This window comes from Escherichia sp. WS2035, from assembly GCF_046487065.1.
In the GTDB taxonomy this organism is placed as follows: Bacteria; Pseudomonadota; Gammaproteobacteria; order Enterobacterales; family Enterobacteriaceae; genus Escherichia; species Escherichia coli.
In genome coordinates this window covers 937,836-955,355 of sequence record NZ_JBJQKD010000001.1, presented here as the reverse complement: position 1 = coordinate 955,355, position 17,520 = coordinate 937,836, and the positions used below count along the sequence as shown (strand labels likewise).

Annotated in this window: 16 protein-coding genes; 10 read left to right on the top strand and 6 right to left on the bottom strand. The window is 51.2% G+C overall.

All coding sequences use genetic code 11. The features are described from left to right. Positions 1-85 precede the first annotated feature (85 nt). The 6 genes from potA to ACJHX4_RS04640 are packed head-to-tail and all read left to right on the top strand — an operon-like array spanning position 86 to position 5,201. Entirely contained in the window at positions 86-1,222 is a 1,137-nt protein-coding gene (gene potA, locus ACJHX4_RS04665; protein ID WP_000531594.1) for a spermidine/putrescine ABC transporter ATP-binding protein PotA, read from the top strand. Further along, entirely contained in the window at positions 1,206-2,063 is an 858-nt protein-coding gene (gene potB, locus ACJHX4_RS04660) for a spermidine/putrescine ABC transporter permease PotB (protein ID WP_000799401.1), read from the top strand. Before potA ends, potB begins: the two co-directional genes overlap by 17 nt. Beyond that, entirely contained in the window at positions 2,060-2,854 is a 795-nt protein-coding gene (gene potC / locus ACJHX4_RS04655; RefSeq protein ID WP_000580316.1) for a spermidine/putrescine ABC transporter permease PotC, read from the top strand. The genes potB and potC overlap by 4 nt, the downstream gene beginning before the upstream one ends. After that, positions 2,851-3,897 (top strand): spermidine/putrescine ABC transporter substrate-binding protein PotD, encoded by a 1,047-nt coding sequence (gene potD / locus ACJHX4_RS04650; RefSeq protein ID WP_000759309.1) that lies wholly within the window; start codon positions 2,851-2,853, stop codon positions 3,895-3,897. Before potC ends, potD begins: the two co-directional genes overlap by 4 nt. A gap of 57 nt (positions 3,898-3,954) precedes the next feature. Further along, positions 3,955-4,416, top strand: coding sequence for a DUF3592 domain-containing protein (locus ACJHX4_RS04645; RefSeq protein WP_001295970.1), 462 nt, complete (start codon positions 3,955-3,957; stop codon positions 4,414-4,416). Then, positions 4,413-5,201: a TPM domain-containing protein gene (locus ACJHX4_RS04640; RefSeq protein ID WP_000720215.1), complete on the top strand. Its 789-nt coding sequence runs from the start codon at positions 4,413-4,415 to the stop codon at positions 5,199-5,201. The genes ACJHX4_RS04645 and ACJHX4_RS04640 overlap by 4 nt, the downstream gene beginning before the upstream one ends. 137 nt (positions 5,202-5,338) lie before the next feature. Here the strand turns inward: ACJHX4_RS04640 and cobB are convergent, their stop codons facing one another. From cobB to lolC, 5 genes are read right to left on the bottom strand one after another with little or no spacing between them, the layout of a single operon-like run. Beyond that, entirely contained in the window at positions 5,339-6,160 is an 822-nt protein-coding gene (gene cobB / locus ACJHX4_RS04635; protein ID WP_000952746.1) for a Sir2 family NAD+-dependent deacetylase, read from the bottom strand. A gap of 15 nt (positions 6,161-6,175) precedes the next feature. Continuing rightward, a complete protein-coding gene (nagK, locus tag ACJHX4_RS04630) occupies positions 6,176-7,087 on the bottom strand; it encodes an N-acetylglucosamine kinase (protein WP_000291272.1) in 912 nt (303 codons plus the stop codon). Between the two features lie 28 nt (positions 7,088-7,115). Continuing rightward, positions 7,116-8,360: a lipoprotein-releasing ABC transporter permease subunit LolE gene (gene lolE / locus ACJHX4_RS04625; protein WP_001251354.1), complete on the bottom strand. Its 1,245-nt coding sequence runs from the start codon at positions 8,358-8,360 to the stop codon at positions 7,116-7,118. Next, positions 8,360-9,061, bottom strand: a complete 702-nt coding sequence (lolD, locus tag ACJHX4_RS04620) for a lipoprotein-releasing ABC transporter ATP-binding protein LolD (RefSeq protein ID WP_001033695.1) — start codon at positions 9,059-9,061, stop codon at positions 8,360-8,362. The genes lolE and lolD overlap by 1 nt, the downstream gene beginning before the upstream one ends. Then, entirely contained in the window at positions 9,054-10,253 is a 1,200-nt protein-coding gene (gene lolC, locus ACJHX4_RS04615; protein ID WP_000284714.1) for a lipoprotein-releasing ABC transporter permease subunit LolC, read from the bottom strand. The genes lolD and lolC overlap by 8 nt, the downstream gene beginning before the upstream one ends. A gap of 260 nt (positions 10,254-10,513) precedes the next feature. Here lolC and ACJHX4_RS04610 point away from each other — a divergent pair, with 260 nt between their 5' ends. From ACJHX4_RS04610 to ldtC, 3 genes are all read left to right on the top strand, one after another. Next, positions 10,514-11,587, top strand: a complete 1,074-nt coding sequence (locus tag ACJHX4_RS04610) for an acyltransferase family protein (protein WP_000810241.1) — start codon at positions 10,514-10,516, stop codon at positions 11,585-11,587. A 126-nt stretch (positions 11,588-11,713) separates the two neighbouring features. After that, positions 11,714-15,160, top strand: a complete 3,447-nt coding sequence (gene mfd, locus ACJHX4_RS04605) for a transcription-repair coupling factor (protein ID WP_001295968.1) — start codon at positions 11,714-11,716, stop codon at positions 15,158-15,160. Positions 15,161-15,302: 142 nt separating this feature from the next. Next, positions 15,303-16,265 carry a L,D-transpeptidase LdtC gene (ldtC, locus tag ACJHX4_RS04600; protein WP_012578883.1) on the top strand — a complete coding sequence of 321 codons (963 nt, stop codon included), beginning with the start codon at positions 15,303-15,305 and terminating at the stop codon, positions 16,263-16,265. An 82-nt stretch (positions 16,266-16,347) separates the two neighbouring features. Here ldtC and bhsA read toward each other — a convergent pair whose 3' ends face one another. Continuing rightward, on the bottom strand, positions 16,348-16,605 hold the full coding sequence (gene bhsA / locus ACJHX4_RS04595; RefSeq protein WP_000800153.1) for a multiple stress resistance protein BhsA: 258 nt from the start codon (positions 16,603-16,605) through the stop codon (positions 16,348-16,350). A 240-nt stretch (positions 16,606-16,845) separates the two neighbouring features. Between bhsA and comR the strand changes: the two genes are divergently transcribed. Further along, positions 16,846-17,478 (top strand): TetR family copper-responsive transcriptional repressor ComR, encoded by a 633-nt coding sequence (comR, locus tag ACJHX4_RS04590; protein WP_001295967.1) that lies wholly within the window; start codon positions 16,846-16,848, stop codon positions 17,476-17,478. Positions 17,479-17,520 lie beyond the last annotated feature (42 nt).

Below are 17,520 nucleotides of genomic sequence, written 5' to 3'. Positions count from 1 at the left end.
TTGCCGTAGAATTACCGCCCTCATTAAGAGTCACCAAGGTGGTTAACCACAAACCCCGCATCGGTAAGCCATCCGTTGCGTTTACATGGGACAGAGTAAAAAATTGAATAAACAACCGAGTTCGCTTTCACCGCTGGTGCAATTGGCGGGAATTCGCAAATGCTTTGATGGTAAAGAGGTCATTCCCCAGCTGGATCTGACTATCAACAATGGCGAGTTCCTCACGCTGCTTGGCCCTTCTGGCTGCGGTAAAACAACCGTTCTTCGCCTGATTGCAGGTCTGGAAACTGTTGATTCCGGACGCATCATGCTGGATAACGAGGACATCACCCACGTTCCGGCGGAAAACCGCTATGTGAACACTGTTTTCCAAAGCTACGCACTTTTCCCCCACATGACCGTGTTCGAAAATGTGGCCTTTGGGTTGCGCATGCAAAAAACCCCCGCAGCTGAAATTACGCCCCGCGTGATGGAAGCCCTGCGGATGGTGCAGCTGGAAACCTTCGCTCAACGCAAACCGCATCAGCTCTCTGGTGGTCAACAGCAACGCGTCGCCATTGCTCGCGCGGTGGTTAACAAGCCTCGTCTGTTGTTGCTGGATGAGTCGCTCTCAGCGCTGGATTACAAACTGCGTAAGCAAATGCAGAACGAGCTGAAAGCGTTACAGCGTAAGCTTGGCATTACATTCGTGTTCGTAACTCACGACCAGGAAGAAGCACTTACCATGTCGGACAGGATCGTGGTGATGCGCGATGGTCGCATTGAGCAAGACGGCACGCCGCGTGAAATCTACGAAGAGCCGAAAAACCTGTTTGTTGCCGGGTTTATTGGCGAAATCAATATGTTTAACGCCACTGTCATCGAACGTCTCGACGAGCAGCGCGTACGCGCCAACGTTGAAGGCCGCGAATGTAATATCTACGTTAACTTCGCCGTTGAACCGGGGCAAAAACTGCATGTTCTGCTGCGCCCGGAAGACTTACGTGTTGAAGAGATTAACGACGACAACCACGCCGAAGGGCTGATTGGTTACGTTCGCGAGCGTAACTACAAAGGCATGACGCTGGAGTCGGTTGTTGAGCTGGAAAATGGCAAGATGGTGATGGTCAGCGAATTCTTCAATGAAGACGATCCTGACTTTGACCACTCTCTCGACCAAAAAATGGCCATTAATTGGGTAGAAAGCTGGGAGGTCGTACTGGCTGATGAAGAACACAAGTAAGTTCCAGAATGTAGTGATTGTCACTATTGTCGGTTGGCTTGTGTTGTTTGTCTTTCTGCCCAACCTGATGATCATTGGCACCAGCTTTTTGACCCGCGACGACGCCAGTTTCGTCAAAATGGTCTTTACGCTGGATAACTACACGCGTCTGCTCGATCCGCTCTATTTTGAAGTGCTATTGCACTCGCTGAATATGGCGCTGATCGCCACCCTCGCCTGCCTGGTGCTGGGCTATCCTTTTGCCTGGTTTCTGGCGAAGCTGCCACACAAGGTGCGTCCGCTGCTGCTGTTTCTGCTGATTGTTCCGTTCTGGACCAACTCATTGATTCGTATTTACGGGCTGAAAATTTTCCTCAGCACCAAAGGCTATCTCAACGAGTTTTTGCTCTGGCTGGGCGTTATCGATACACCAATTCGCATCATGTTCACGCCTAGTGCGGTGATTATCGGTCTGGTTTACATTCTGCTGCCGTTTATGGTGATGCCGCTGTACTCCAGTATCGAAAAACTGGATAAGCCGTTGCTTGAGGCGGCGCGCGATCTCGGTGCCAGCAAGTTGCAGACCTTTATTCGCATCATTATCCCACTGACGATGCCGGGAATTATTGCCGGATGTCTGCTGGTGATGCTGCCAGCGATGGGCCTGTTCTATGTGTCCGACCTGATGGGCGGTGCGAAAAACCTGCTGATCGGTAACGTCATCAAGGTACAGTTCCTCAATATTCGTGACTGGCCGTTTGGTGCAGCCACCAGCATTACGCTGACTATCGTAATGGGCCTGATGTTGCTGGTTTACTGGCGCGCTTCTCGTTTGCTGAATAAGAAGGTGGAACTCGAATGATCGGTCGACTGCTTCGCGGCGGTTTTATGACCGCTATCTACGCGTACCTGTATATCCCAATCATTATTTTGATTGTGAACTCCTTTAACAGCTCGCGCTTTGGCATCAACTGGCAGGGTTTTACCACCAAATGGTATAGCCTGCTGATGAACAACGACAGCCTGTTACAGGCAGCGCAGCATTCACTTACAATGGCGGTGTTTTCGGCGACGTTTGCTACGCTTATCGGTTCACTGACGGCAGTTGCGCTGTACCGTTATCGCTTTCGTGGTAAGCCGTTCGTTAGCGGAATGCTGTTTGTGGTGATGATGTCACCAGATATCGTAATGGCGATTTCGCTGCTGGTGCTGTTTATGCTGCTGGGTATTCAGCTTGGCTTCTGGTCGCTGCTGTTCTCGCATATCACCTTCTGCCTGCCATTTGTGGTAGTGACAGTGTATTCGCGCCTGAAAGGTTTTGACGTGCGAATGCTGGAAGCGGCGAAAGATCTCGGTGCCAGCGAATTTACCATTCTGCGAAAAATCATTCTGCCACTGGCAATGCCAGCGGTAGCGGCGGGCTGGGTGTTAAGCTTTACCCTGTCGATGGACGACGTGGTGGTTTCTTCGTTTGTCACCGGGCCGAGTTATGAAATTCTGCCGTTAAAAATTTATTCGATGGTCAAAGTCGGCGTATCGCCGGAAGTTAACGCGCTGGCAACCATATTACTGGTGCTGTCGCTGGTGATGGTAATTGCCAGCCAGCTTATTGCTCGTGATAAAACGAAAGGTAACACAGGGGACGTTAAATGAAAAAATGGTCACGCCACCTGCTCGCGGCGGGTGCTCTGGCACTGGGCATGAGCGCCGCTCACGCCGATGACAACAACACGCTGTATTTCTACAACTGGACCGAGTACGTGCCGCCAGGACTGCTTGAACAGTTCACCAAAGAAACCGGTATTAAGGTTATCTATTCGACTTACGAGTCGAACGAAACCATGTACGCGAAGCTGAAAACGTACAAAGACGGTGCCTATGACCTGGTGGTTCCTTCAACCTATTACGTCGATAAAATGCGTAAAGAAGGGATGATCCAGAAGATCGACAAGTCGAAGTTAAGCAATTTCAGCAACCTCGATCCAGACATGCTCAACAAGCCGTTTGACCCGAATAACGACTATTCCATTCCGTATATCTGGGGTGCGACGGCGATTGGCGTTAACGGTGATGCGGTGGATCCGAAATCTGTCACCAGCTGGGCCGATCTGTGGAAGCCTGAGTACAAAGGCAGCCTGCTGCTGACCGACGATGCCCGTGAAGTGTTCCAGATGGCGCTGCGTAAGCTGGGCTACTCCGGTAACACCACCGATCCGAAAGAGATTGAAGCTGCATACAACGAGCTGAAAAAGCTGATGCCAAACGTCGCGGCGTTTAACTCCGATAACCCGGCGAACCCGTATATGGAAGGCGAAGTTAACCTCGGCATGATCTGGAACGGTTCTGCTTTCGTTGCACGCCAGGCGGGTACGCCAATTGATGTGGTGTGGCCGAAAGAAGGCGGTATTTTCTGGATGGACAGCCTGGCGATCCCGGCAAATGCCAAAAACAAAGAAGGCGCGCTGAAATTGATCAACTTCCTGCTGCGCCCGGATGTGGCAAAACAGGTTGCTGAAACTATCGGTTATCCAACGCCAAACCTTGCGGCGCGTAAGCTGTTAAGTCCGGAAGTGGCGAACGATAAAACGCTCTACCCGGATGCTGAAACCATTAAAAATGGTGAATGGCAGAATGACGTTGGCGCAGCCAGCAGCATTTATGAAGAGTATTATCAGAAGCTGAAAGCAGGACGTTAATTCAGCAAGCGGGCGGTGATATTACCGCCCGTTTTTTATTTAGCAAGGATGTGGCTAATGAGCCAGGACAGTAGAGTTTTCTTTCGTATATTCTTCGGTATCGGTCTGGTACTGATCCTCATTTCTGTTGTTATCTTTTATAACCAGTTCACCTATAGCAAAGACGCGATTCATACTGAAGGCGTCATTGTTGATACCGTCTGGCACTCCAGTCATTCTCATCGCACGGGTAAAAATGGTTCGTGGTATCCCGTCGTTGCCTTTCGTCCGACGCCAGATTACACGCTAATTTTCAATTCGAGTATTGGCAGCGATTTTTATGAAGGCAGCGAAGGCGATAAAGTTAATGTTTATTATTCTCCAGGACATCCTGAAAAGGCTGAGATAAATAACCCGTGGGTTAATTTTTTTAAATGGGGGTTTATCGGCATTATGGGCGTTATTTTTATCTCCGTCGGTTTATTAATCAGTATGCCCTCCTCTAAAAAGACACGCAGGAAACGGAAGTCCCGCCCATGAAAAAAATCATAATATTGCTCAGTTTACTGATACTCCTGCCTCTGACGGCAACCAGTAAGCCCTTAATTCCAATAATGAAGACACTTTTTACGGATGTTACCGGTACTGTACCAGATGCTGAAGAGATCGCGCATAAAGCCGAGCTTTTTCGCCAACAAACCGGAGTTGCACCGTTTATTGTGGTTTTACCCGACATTAATAATGAAGCCAGTCTCAGGCAAAATGGCAAAGCGATGCTGGCGCATGCGGCATCTTCAATGAGTAATGTAAAAGGAAGTGTTCTGTTACTCTTTACTACCCGCGAGCCACGGTTAATTATGATAACCAACGGCCAGGTTGAAAGCGGTCTGGACGATAAACATCTCGGCCTTCTGGTAGAAAATCACACGCTGGCTTATTTACATGCGGACCTCTGGTATCAGGGTATCAATAATGCATTGGCTGTTTTACAAGCACAGATATTAAAACAACCGACGCCACCACTGACATATTATCCGCATCCCGGACAACAGCATGAAAATGATCCACCCGGCAGTACCACGACATTAGGCCTTTTTGCCTGGGCAGTTGCATTCATCGTCTTTGCTGCATTTTTTAACTACACAACGCGCCTTTATTATGCGTTAAAATTTGCAGTGGCGATGGCTGTTGCCAATATGGGTTATCAGGCTTTATGTTTGTATATCGATAACAGCTTTGCGATTACCAGAATATCGCCACTCTGGGCAGGGCTGATTGGTGTCTGTACGTTTATTGCCGCGTTACTATGGACGAGTAAACGGTAAAAGAGGCAGTAAAGTTCGCGTGTATTATGCCGGATGCGGCGCGAACGCCTTATCCGGCCCACAAAACCCGCAAATTCAATTAATTGCGCCCCTTCACAGGCCTGACAAGCGTAGCGCATCAGGCAATTTTTCCCGCTTTATAATCCCTTCAGCAACTTTTCAACAAACTCTGGCACCACCTGGCTTGCCGGACCGTAATATTTCTCGGCAAATTCATTACCAACCTGACTCGGTTCAAGATTCAGTTCCACGGTGTGCGCGCCATGCAGTTTCGCTTCGTGAACAAACCCAGCCGCCGGATAAACATGCCCCGAAGTACCAATGGCAATGAAAATATCGGCCATCGACAACGCCATATAAATTTCATCCATGCCGAGTGGCATTTCGCCAAACCACACTACGTGCGGGCGCAAGGGTGCCGGGAACTGGCAACAATGGCATTTATCTTCTGGCGTAACGTCTCCGGTCCAGTCGAGGACCTGGCCACTTTGCGAACAACGTACTTTCAGCAATTCCCCATGCATATGAATCACATTGGTATTGCCTGCGCGTTCATGCAGGTTATCGATATTTTGCGTCACCAGCAAAAAGCGATCGCCGAGAGCATCTTGCAGTTTCGCCAGCGCAAGATGTGCAGCGTTAGGCTGAATTTCTGGCTGCTGCAACTGTCGACGACGGGCGTTATAAAACGTTTGCACCAGTTCAGGATCGCGATCAAAACCTTCCGGCGTTGCCACATCTTCAACCCGATGTTCTTCCCACAGGCCATCTGCGGCGCGAAAGGTACGAATACCTGATTCCGCAGAAATCCCTGCCCCTGTCAGTACGAGTACTCTTGGTTTTTCCATTGCTTCCGGCACCACTTTATCTCTGAAAAAAATACGCTGACGCAAACGCTCGCGCAGGCGGCGTTTATTTTTACGAAAACGACTTAACCGATGACCCCGACGCGACAGCATAGCAACCTCTGTTGATTAATCGGTTAGATGTAGGAAGGCCGCACCACGCATTCCTCCCGCATCACCGTGGCGCGCGCGTTCAATGCGCGGAACACGAGCTACAGGTAAGAGATGACGAGGCAACCTTTCCGCCAGTTGCGTTGTGATTGCCGGGAAATTCGATAAGCCACCACCAATGACGACCAGGTCAGGGTCAACAATGGTCAGGATATTTCCCAGACAAACCGCTAATAAATCCAGATAACGCTCAACGTGCGCCCTTGCCTGCTCATCGCCTTGATCATAAAGCGCAATGATCTCAGGAGCCTGCAACGGTTGATGATAATAGTGTTGATACAGCCACGCAAAACCGCGACCAGACAGATAATTTTCAATGCAGCCATGCTGACCACAGCCGCAGCGGCGTAACGGGAAATCCAGCCCCATCATGGTTAACGCATCAACCGGCAGACGCATATGGCCAAACTCGCCGGTAATATAGCTTTTACCGGTAATTGGTTTACCGTTGAAAATCAGCCCGCCGCCAACGCCGGTGCCGAGAATCAACCCCATCACCAGTGGATATTGAGTAAATTCATCATCCCATGCTTCAGAAAGGGCAAAACAGTTGGCATCGTTATCAAGGCGTACATCGCGATCAAGACGTGCGCTCAGGTCGGCACGCAGCGGTTTACCGCTGGCAGCAGGGACATTGGCGGCATACAGCGTACCATCTTCTGTTTCCGGCATACCCGGAATACCAATGCCGACAGAACCTTTACAGCCAAAACGTTGGTCAGCTTCGGCTACCAGCTCGCACACTGCATCTAAAAATGCGTCATAGCTGTCACGCGGTGTCGGCACCCGCTTTTCCCACTGCAACTGCCGACCGCTATCAAACACGCCTAGCGCAATTTTTGTTCCACCAATATCAAACCCGTAATACATTGCCGCTCCTTGTTTTAATGTACTGCCTTTACTGGCCGCTAAGGACTCGCGCAGGGTCAATATTACTGGCGCGCCGCGCCGGATACCAACTTGCCAAAAGACTCAGCAACAATGCTGTGACCAGTACGTAGAAGACGTCCAGCCAGTGCAATTCCGATGGCAGGAAGTCAATAAAATAGATATCGCTGGAGAGGAACTGATGGCCGATCAGCTTTTCAATCCACTCAATAATCGGGGTAAGTTGCAGTGAAACAACTACGCCGATAATCACACCACACAGGCTGCCGAACAGCCCTGCCAGCAATCCATACCAGACAAAGATGGCGCGGATTAAACCATCTTTCGCACCCAACGTTCTTAATACTGCGATATCGCCACTCTTGTCTTTCACCGCCATCACTAAGGTGGAGACGATGTTGAAACAGGCCACACCAATCACCAGTACCATCGCCAGATACATAATGGCGCGGATCATCTGAATATCGCGATACATATAGCCGTAAGTACCAATCCAGCTTTTAATATAAACATAGCTGTTGGTCACTTCACCCGCATCGCGTACCAGCTTATTGGCGTTGAAAACATCCGTCATTTTAAGGGCAATACCTGACACGCTGGAACCCATATCAAGATATTGCTGAGCATCGGCCAGCGGGATCATGGCAAAACTGTGATCGAGTTGACCACTCAACTGCAAAATACCGGCAACGTGCAAACGCACACGTTTTGGCTGCATCAGTTTATGCTCGGGATTCGAATTTGGGATCATAATCGACACCCAATCCCCCTGCTTCACTTTCAGCGCATCCGCCACGCCTTTGCCGATGATAATTTGCTGTTCGCCTGCTTTAAAATTGCTCCACGCATCGTCCTGGACAAACGAGGGTAATGCGCTCAAACGCTGTTCCTGTTGCGGGTTAACGCCCTTGACCTGGATTGCGCGCAGATTCGCGCCACTTTCCACCAGCCCGGTGAAATTGATATACGGCGCAGCGGCGGCAATGCCCGGCACTTTCTGCACGTTATCCAGTGCTTCCTGCCAGTTGGTCCACGGCTGATCTACCGCCTCAATTTCACCGTGCGGTACTACCGCCAGAATGCGGTTATTCAGTTCGCGTTCAAAGCCGTTCATCGCGCTTAAGCCGACGATCAATACCGCCACGCCGAGGGCAATGCCAATGGTAGAAATGACGGAGATCAACGACACCATGCCGCCGCGTCGCCGTCCGCGGCTAAAACGCAGGCCAATCAATAACGATAAAGGCATCGCCATTACTCCGCCCCCATCAGGCTCAGTTCCGCCGTCAGACGTCCATCACGCATTTCTAGTTGGCGGCTCATACGTTTCGCCAGTTGCAGGTCGTGAGTAACCACCAGGAAGGCGGTGCCCTGCAAGCGATTCAATTCCCCAAGCAACTGGAAGATGCTGTCGGCGTTACGTGCATCGAGGTTACCAGTAGGTTCATCCGCCAGTACCAGCCGCGGGTTATTGACCAGCGCACGGGCAATCGCCACACGCTGGCGTTCGCCGCCAGAAAGTTCAGATGGGCGGTGATTCGCACGATGCTCCAGCCCCACCGCTTTTAACATCTCCAGCGCACGGCTGTTGATTTCAGCGGGCTTTTTCTTGCCAATCAACAGCGGCATAGCCACGTTTTCCAGGGCGGTAAAATCCGGCAGCAGGTGGTGAAACTGATAAATAAATCCCAGCTTCTGGTTGCGCAGTTCTGCTTTCGCCGCCGAAGACAGTTTGCTCATCGGTTGACCGTTAAAGATCACATCGCCGGAGGTTGGCGTATCCAGCCCGCCTAACAGGTGCAGCAAGGTGCTTTTACCGGAACCAGAGCTGCCGACGATCGCCATCATTTCACCTTCGCCCACGCTGAAACTGACATTGTGCAGTACATCGGTTTGCACACTGCCTTCCTGATAGCGTTTGCACAGGTTGTCGCATTGCAACAGGATCTTATTCATAACGTAAAGCCTCAGCGGGTTGAGTGGCGGCAGCGCGCCAGGAAGGGTAAAGCGTAGACAGCAGCGCGATAGCCATCGCCACCAGCGCAATAACAATGACCTGTAAAGGCTCGATAGCGACCGGCAGCGCCGCGCCATCAAGCAGGACGCCGATTATCGGCATCAGATTATTCAACTGGCTGGCAAGCAGTGCGCCAAGCGCCGCTCCGAGGATCGCACCGATAATCCCGGCGCTGGCCCCTTGCACCATAAAGACCATCATGATTTGCCGCGGAGTCAGCCCCTGAGTCTGAAGAATGGCCACTTCGCCCTGCTTCTCCATCACCATCAGTCCCAGCGAGGTAATAATGTTAAACGCCGCAACGGCGACAATCAGGCTCAGCAGCAAGCCCATCATATTTTTTTCCATGCGTACGGCCTGGAACAGCTCGCCTTTACGGTCACGCCAGTCCTGCCATTTGCTGCCTTCAGGCAGTTTTTGCTGACTTAATGAGTCGACTTTCAGCGGCTCATCCAGCCACAAACGCCAGCCGGTAATATTGCCTGCCGGATAACGCATCAGACGCGAGGCATCCTCAATATTCACCAGCATTTCATAGCCATCGACTTCACTGTTGGCGGCGAAAGTGCCAATCACATTGAACAGGCGCTGACTTGGAATACGCCCCATCGGCGTGAACTGGCTAGCAGATGGCACCATCACGCGGATTTGATCACCGCGATTGACGCCCAACTGTGAGGCAAGCTGTTCACCGAGGATGACATTATATTTCCCCGGCTCGAGGTCAGTTTGTTTCACATTGACCAGATACGGCGTTAGTGGATCTTTTTGCGCCGGGTCGATACCCAGCATCACCCCGACCGCCACGCTGCGCGCGCTTTGCAGTACCACATCACCGGTAGTAATAGGTGCGACGCGATTAACGCCGTCCAGTTTGACTGCCGTTTCCGGGAGTTGCTGCGGGTTAAGAGAGCCATGCTCAGAAGAGAGAATTGCCTGTGGCATCAGGCCAAGGATGTTGTTTTGCAGCTCGCGCTCAAAGCCGTTCATCACTGACAATACTGTGACCAGCGCCATCACCCCGAGGGTAATGCCGATGGTAGAAAGCCAGGAGACGAAACGACCGAAGCGATCCGCTGCACGCCCACGCATGTAACGCAGGCCAATAAATAGAGCGACAGGTTGGTACATGAAATCCGTCTGGTTGCTGTAGCAAAGACACGAGTATATAAGCGAAAGCAGGATGGGTAAACGTCTGAACTGTAAGTGATCGTCAGGGCTAATCTGAAAAGTACCAGCAAATCAATCGGCTAAAGTGCCTCATTTTATCATCGGCCATGTGGCCTGATCTTTATCTGAAAAATAACCAAATACAGACAGATACGCATTACACCACGCGACTCGCCCCGCAGGATCAACCGCATGTTAAATAAAAAGAGCGTGTTGTCCCGATGAAACAAAAAGAGCTATGGATTAACCAGATCAAAGGGTTATGTATTTGTCTGGTGGTGATTTATCACTCGGTCATTACCTTTTATCCGCATCTGACCACTTTTCAGCATCCGTTATCGGAAGTCCTGAGCAAATGCTGGATCTATTTCAATCTTTACCTTGCACCCTTTCGTATGCCGGTTTTTTTCTTTATCTCTGGCTATTTGATTCGCCGCTATATCGACAGCGTACCGTGGGGAAATTGTCTCGATAAACGCATCTGGAACATCTTCTGGGTGCTGGCGCTTTGGGGCGTGGTGCAGTGGCTGGCGTTAAGTGCGCTGAACCAGTGGCTGGCACCTGAGCGCGATTTAAGCAATGCCTCCAATGCCGCTTATGCCGATTCCACCGGTGAGTTCCTGCACGGGATGATCACCGCCAGCACCAGCTTGTGGTATCTGTATGCGTTAATTGTCTATTTCGTGATATGTAAAATTTTTAACCCCCTGGCCCTGCCGTTATTTGTTCTGTTTGTACTGATGAGTGTGGCTGTTAATTTCGTACCCACACCGTGGTGGGGAATGAACAGTGTGATCCGCAATTTGCCTTATTACAGCCTTGGCGCATGGTTTGGCGCAACATTAATGACCTGTGTTAAAGCGGTACCGTTGCGCCGCCATCTGCTGATGGCTTCTTTGCTGACCGTTCTGGCGGTCGGTGCCTGGTTGTTTAATATCTCGCTGCTGTTGTCGCTGGTATCGATTGTGGTAATCATGAAGCTGTTTTATCAGTACGAGCAGCGTTTCGGTATGCGTTCCTCCAGCCTGCTGAATGTGATTGGCTCCAACACCATTGCTATCTATACCACCCATCGCATTCTGGTAGAAATATTCAGCTTAAGCCTGATTCCGCAAATGAACGCGGTACGCTGGTCGCCGCAAGTCGAACTGACGCTCCTGCTGATTTACCCCTTTGTCAGTTTGTTGATTTGTACTGTTGCGGGCTTGCTGGTAAGAAAACTTTCACAGCGCGCATTCAGCGATCTGTTGTTCTCCCCGCCTTCTCTGCCCGCTACCGTCAGTTACTCCCGCTAAGCCATCGCCCCAGCCGGGGCGATTCAATTTGCTAAACCATGTCGATTACGGATAATGAACAGCATTGCTTATCAGAGATATGCCCCATATGTTGAGGCATATCCTAACGAGAATCTGACAACCGTTATGCCTGAACAATATCGTTATACGCTGCCCGTCAAAGCGGGTGAGCAGCGTCTGCTGGGCGAGTTAACCGGCGCTGCCTGCGCGACGCTGGTAGCAGAAATTGCCGAACGTCACGCCGGTCCGGTGGTACTCATTGCACCAGATATGCAAAATGCTCTGCGTTTGCATGATGAAATCAGCCAGTTCACCGATCAGATGGTGATGAATCTGGCGGACTGGGAAACCCTCCCTTACGACAGTTTTTCGCCTCATCAGGACATTATCTCCTCGCGTCTTTCCACCCTTTACCAGTTACCATCGATGCAGCGTGGCGTACTGATTGTTCCGGTGAATACGCTTATGCAGCGCGTTTGCCCGCACAGCTTTCTCCACGGTCATGCGCTGGTGATGAAAAAAGGTCAGCGCCTGTCACGAGATGCATTACGAACCCAACTGGACAGCGCCGGTTATCGCCATGTTGACCAGGTGATGGAGCACGGCGAATACGCCACGCGCGGCGCGTTGTTGGATCTCTTCCCGATGGGGAGTGAGCTGCCTTATCGTCTTGATTTCTTTGATGATGAAATCGACAGCCTGCGGGTGTTTGACGTCGATAGCCAGCGCACGCTGGAGGAAGTAGAAGCGATCAATCTGTTGCCCGCGCACGAATTTCCGACCGATAAAGCGGCAATTGAACTGTTCCGCAGCCAGTGGCGTGATACCTTCGAAGTGAAGCGCGACCCGGAACATATTTATCAGCAAGTGAGTAAAGGCACATTACCTGCCGGGATCGAGTACTGGCAGCCGCTATTCTTCAGCGAACCGCTGCCGCCACTGTTCAGTTATTTCCCTGCCAATACGCTGTTGGTGAATACTGGCGATCTGGAAAACAGTGCCGAACGTTTCCAGGCTGACACGCTCGCGCGTTTTGAGAATCGCGGCATCGACCCAATGCGCCCACTGTTGCCACCACAATCGCTCTGGCTGCGGGTGGATGAGCTCTTCTCAGAGCTGAAAAACTGGCCCCGTGTGCAGCTAAAAACTGAACATTTACCGACAAAAGCAGCGAATGCCAATTTAGGTTTCCAGAAACTGCCAGACCTGGCCATTCAGGCACAACAAAAAGCGCCGCTGGATGCGCTGCGTAAGTTCCTCGAGTCTTTCGACGGTCCGGTGGTGTTCTCGGTAGAAAGTGAAGGCCGCCGTGAAGCGTTGGGTGAACTGCTCGCGCGAATTAAAATTGCTCCGCAACGCATTATGCGTCTTGATGAAGCCAGCGACCGTGGGCGTTATCTGATGATTGGCGCTGCAGAGCATGGTTTTGTCGATACGGTACGTAATCTGGCGCTGATTTGCGAAAGCGATCTGCTCGGTGAACGCGTTGCCCGTCGTCGTCAGGATTCTCGCCGCGCCATCAACCCCGATACACTGATCCGTAACCTTGCGGAGCTGCATATTGGTCAGCCGGTGGTCCATCTGGAGCACGGCGTCGGTCGTTATGCCGGAATGACCACGCTCGAAGCTGGAGGCATTACTGGCGAGTATTTGATGCTCACCTATGCCAACGACGCCAAACTGTATGTTCCGGTGTCGTCACTGCATCTGATTAGCCGTTACGCGGGTGGCGCAGAAGAAAACGCACCACTGCATAAACTTGGTGGCGATGCCTGGTCACGCGCGCGGCAGAAAGCGGCGGAAAAAGTGCGTGATGTGGCGGCGGAATTGCTGGATATCTACGCGCAACGCGCCGCCAAAGAGGGCTTCGCGTTTAAACACGATCGCGAGCAGTATCAGTTGTTCTGCGACAGCTTCCCGTTTGAAACCACGCCGGATCAGGCGCAGGCCATTAATGCGGTGCTTAGTGACATGTGTCAGCCGCTGGCAATGGATCGTCTGGTGTGCGGCGATGTTGGCTTTGGTAAAACAGAAGTGGCGATGCGCGCCGCTTTCATGGCGGTAGATAACCACAAACAGGTGGCGGTGCTGGTGCCTACCACCCTTCTCGCGCAGCAGCATTACGACAACTTCCGCGACCGTTTCGCCAACTGGCCGGTACGTATCGAAATGATCTCCCGTTTCCGCAGCGCCAAAGAGCAGACGCAAATCCTTGCGGAAGTGGCGGAAGGGAAAATTGATATTCTGATCGGTACGCACAAACTGCTGCAAAGTGACGTCAAGTTTAAAGATTTAGGCCTGCTGATTGTCGATGAAGAACACCGCTTCGGGGTGCGTCATAAAGAGCGCATTAAAGCGATGCGCGCGAACGTGGATATTCTGACGCTTACCGCAACGCCGATCCCACGTACGCTGAATATGGCAATGAGCGGAATGCGCGATCTGTCGATTATCGCCACGCCGCCCGCCCGTCGTCTGGCAGTTAAAACCTTTGTCCGTGAGTATGACAGTCTGGTGGTCCGGGAGGCGATCCTGCGTGAAATTTTGCGCGGAGGACAGGTTTATTATCTCTACAATGATGTGGAAAACATCCAGAAAGCCGCCGAACGGCTGGCAGAACTGGTACCTGAAGCGCGGATTGCTATCGGTCACGGGCAAATGCGTGAGCGCGAACTGGAACGGGTGATGAATGATTTCCATCATCAACGTTTCAACGTGCTGGTTTGTACCACCATTATCGAAACCGGGATCGACATTCCTACCGCCAACACCATTATCATTGAACGCGCGGATCACTTCGGTCTGGCACAGTTGCACCAGTTGCGCGGTCGCGTCGGGCGTTCGCACCACCAGGCATATGCATGGCTGCTGACGCCGCATCCAAAAGCGATGACTACCGATGCGCAAAAACGTCTTGAAGCGATTGCCTCGCTGGAAGATCTCGGTGCAGGTTTTGCGCTGGCAACGCACGATCTGGAGATCCGCGGCGCGGGTGAACTGCTTGGCGAAGAACAAAGCGGCTCAATGGAAACCATCGGTTTCTCGCTGTATATGGAGTTGCTGGAAAACGCCGTCGATGCGCTGAAAGCCGGACGCGAGCCGTCGCTGGAAGATCTCACCAGCCAGCAAACAGAAGTCGAGCTGCGGATGCCGTCGCTATTGCCAGATGATTTCATCCCTGACGTGAACACGCGTCTGTCGTTCTACAAACGTATTGCCAGCGCCAAAACGGAAAACGAACTGGAAGAGATCAAAGTCGAGCTTATCGATCGCTTCGGCCTGCTGCCGGATCCGGCGCGTACCCTGCTGGATATTGCCCGTCTGCGCCAGCAAGCGCAGAAACTGGGGATCAGGAAGCTGGAAGGTAATGAGAAAGGCGGCGTGATCGAATTTGCCGAGAAGAATCACGTTAATCCGGCCTGGTTGATTGGTTTGCTGCAAAAACAGCCGCAGCATTACCGCCTTGATGGTCCGACGCGTCTGAAGTTTATTCAGGATTTGAGCGAGCGGAAAACGCGTATCGAATGGGTACGCCAGTTTATGCGTGAACTGGAAGAGAACGCGATCGCTTAATGGTAAATCGGGGGCGTTTCTGCGCCCCCATCTGCAATATTTACAAATTCTTTGCACTTCCCTGCATTATCCGACACTGTCACCCTCCATAATTCAGACTTACCTTTTTATTACAATAACCTTATATTTATTATGGACTTTGGTGATGATCAAAACGCGTTTTTCTCGCTGGCTAACATTTTTTACGTTCGCCGCTGCCGTGGCGCTGGCGCTACCGGCAAAAGCCAACACCTGGCCGCTGCCGTCAGCAGGCAGTCGTCTGGTTGGTGAAAACAAATTTCATGTTGTGGAAAATGACGGTGGTTCTCTGGAAGCCATCGCCAAAAAATATAACGTCGGCTTTCTCGCTCTGTTACAGGCTAACCCCGGCGTTGATCCTTACGTACCGCGCGCGGGTAGCGTGTTAACGATCCCGTTGCAAACCCTACTTCCAGACGCGCCGCGCGAAGGCATTGTGATCAACATTGCGGAGCTGCGTCTCTATTATTATCCGCCGGGAAAAAATTCGGTAACCGTATATCCCATCGGCATTGGTCAATTAGGTGGTGACACGCTGACACCGACAATGGTGACCACCGTTTCTGACAAGCGTGCAAACCCAACCTGGACGCCAACGGCAAACATTCGCGCGCGGTATAAGGCACAGGGAATTGAGTTGCCTGCGGTAGTTCCGGCTGGACCGGATAACCCAATGGGCCATCATGCGATTCGTCTGGCGGCCTATGGCGGCGTTTATTTGCTTCACGGTACGAACGCTGATTTCGGCATTGGCATGCGGGTAAGTTCTGGCTGTATTCGTCTGCGGGATGACGATATCAAAACACTCTTTAGCCAGGTCACCCCAGGCACCAAAGTGAATATCATCAACACCCCGATTAAAGTCTCTGCCGAACCAAACGGTGCGCGTCTGGTTGAAGTACATCAGCCGCTGTCAGAGAAGATTGATGACGATCCGCAGCTGCTGCCAATTACGCTGAATAGCGCAATGCAATCATTTAAAGATGCAGCACAAACTGACGCTGAAGTGATGCAACATGTGATGGATGTCCGTTCCGGGATGCCGGTGGATGTCCGCCGTCATCAAGTGAGCCCACAAACTCTGTAAAGCTCGGATAAAAAAATCCCCGCGACACGGCATGTCGCGGGGAAAAAAACAAGCAGTAGCAGGCATTAATGAGGGTTAATGCTTATTTATAAATTACTGCTGTTCCATGGAGGGTATTCGGACCGGTTACAGAAGTAATACGGAAAGATTTTGCGCCCATCTCATCCGCTTTTTGCGCCAGCTGCTCTTCCAGCGATCCCAGATTTGTCCCCGCGTTAGCACTGATAGTACCGACTTTTTGTTGGCCTTCTGGCGTTGACTGAACTTCGACAGCCGCAAAGCTGGCAAATGACATGGAGCTTAAAATCGCCGCAGCGATGAGGGTTTTTACGTTTTTCATAATAGTGGCCTTATGCAGATGAATGACGTCGCAAGCAATTACTTAACGATCGATAACTAAATGATAGATGTGATCTGGATCACATACAAGATATTTTTTATAACAATCATTAATTAATTTAAAAACCTTTAAATTTCAGTTAAATAGAAAGCGATTATTTTTATGGTTTCTGGACTGGTGAACGGAGGTGATTATTTTTATAATAACCTTTCATTCACAGTCACCAGGTACAACGGCATCATGGCAACTGACTCAACACAATGTGTAAAAAAAAGCCGTGGCCGCCCAAAAGTGTTCGACAGGGATGCCGCGCTTGATAAGGCCATGAAATTGTTCTGGCAGCACGGTTATGAAGCGACTTCTCTTGCGGACCTCGTTGAAGCGACCGGAGCTAAAGCGCCCACGCTATACGCGGAATTTACCAACAAAGAGGGGTTATTCCGCGCCGTACTCGACCACTATATCGATCGTTTTGCCGCCAAGCATGAAGCACAGCTGTTTTGTGAAGAGAAAAGCGTGGAGTCTGCGCTGGCTGACTATTTTGCTGCCATCGCCAACTGCTTTACCAGCAAAGACACTCCGGCTGGCTGCTTCATGATCAACAACTGCACCACCCTCTCCCCGGATTCAGGAGATATCGCCAATACGCTGAAATCACGCCATGCGATGCAAGAGCGCACTTTGCAGCAGTTTTTATGTCAACGACAAGCGCGCGGGGAAATCCCGACCCACTGTGACGTGACGCATCTGGCAGAATTCCTTAATTGTATTATTCAGGGGATGTCGATCAGCGCACGCGAAGGTGCATCACTGGAAAAACTGATGCAGATTGCCCGAACGACTTTGCGTTTATGGCCGGAACTGCTGAAATAGGTCGCAAAAAAAGCCCCTCAGCCTGAGCGAATGAGGGGCTAA

Excerpts from the sequence above, each read along its gene's own strand:
- potB (WP_000799401.1), top strand. The coding sequence starts at position 1,206 with ATGAAGAACACAAGTAAGTTCCAGAATGTAGTGATTGTCACTATTGTC.
- bhsA (WP_000800153.1), bottom strand. The coding sequence starts at position 16,605 with ATGAAAAACGTAAAAACCCTCATCGCTGCGGCGATTTTAAGCTCCATG.
- potC (WP_000580316.1), top strand. The coding sequence starts at position 2,060 with ATGATCGGTCGACTGCTTCGCGGCGGTTTTATGACCGCTATCTACGCG.
- lolC (WP_000284714.1), bottom strand. The coding sequence starts at position 10,253 with ATGTACCAACCTGTCGCTCTATTTATTGGCCTGCGTTACATGCGTGGG.
- cobB (WP_000952746.1), bottom strand. The coding sequence starts at position 6,160 with ATGCTGTCGCGTCGGGGTCATCGGTTAAGTCGTTTTCGTAAAAATAAA.
- nagK (WP_000291272.1), bottom strand. The coding sequence starts at position 7,087 with ATGTATTACGGGTTTGATATTGGTGGAACAAAAATTGCGCTAGGCGTG.
- ACJHX4_RS04645 (WP_001295970.1), top strand. The coding sequence starts at position 3,955 with ATGAGCCAGGACAGTAGAGTTTTCTTTCGTATATTCTTCGGTATCGGT.
- ACJHX4_RS04610 (WP_000810241.1), top strand. The coding sequence starts at position 10,514 with ATGAAACAAAAAGAGCTATGGATTAACCAGATCAAAGGGTTATGTATT.
- lolE (WP_001251354.1), bottom strand. The coding sequence starts at position 8,360 with ATGGCGATGCCTTTATCGTTATTGATTGGCCTGCGTTTTAGCCGCGGA.
- potD (WP_000759309.1), top strand. The coding sequence starts at position 2,851 with ATGAAAAAATGGTCACGCCACCTGCTCGCGGCGGGTGCTCTGGCACTG.
- comR (WP_001295967.1), top strand. The coding sequence starts at position 16,846 with ATGGCAACTGACTCAACACAATGTGTAAAAAAAAGCCGTGGCCGCCCA.
- ACJHX4_RS04640 (WP_000720215.1), top strand. The coding sequence starts at position 4,413 with ATGAAAAAAATCATAATATTGCTCAGTTTACTGATACTCCTGCCTCTG.
- lolD (WP_001033695.1), bottom strand. The coding sequence starts at position 9,061 with ATGAATAAGATCCTGTTGCAATGCGACAACCTGTGCAAACGCTATCAG.
- potA (WP_000531594.1), top strand. The coding sequence starts at position 86 with ATGGGACAGAGTAAAAAATTGAATAAACAACCGAGTTCGCTTTCACCG.
- mfd (WP_001295968.1), top strand. The coding sequence starts at position 11,714 with ATGCCTGAACAATATCGTTATACGCTGCCCGTCAAAGCGGGTGAGCAG.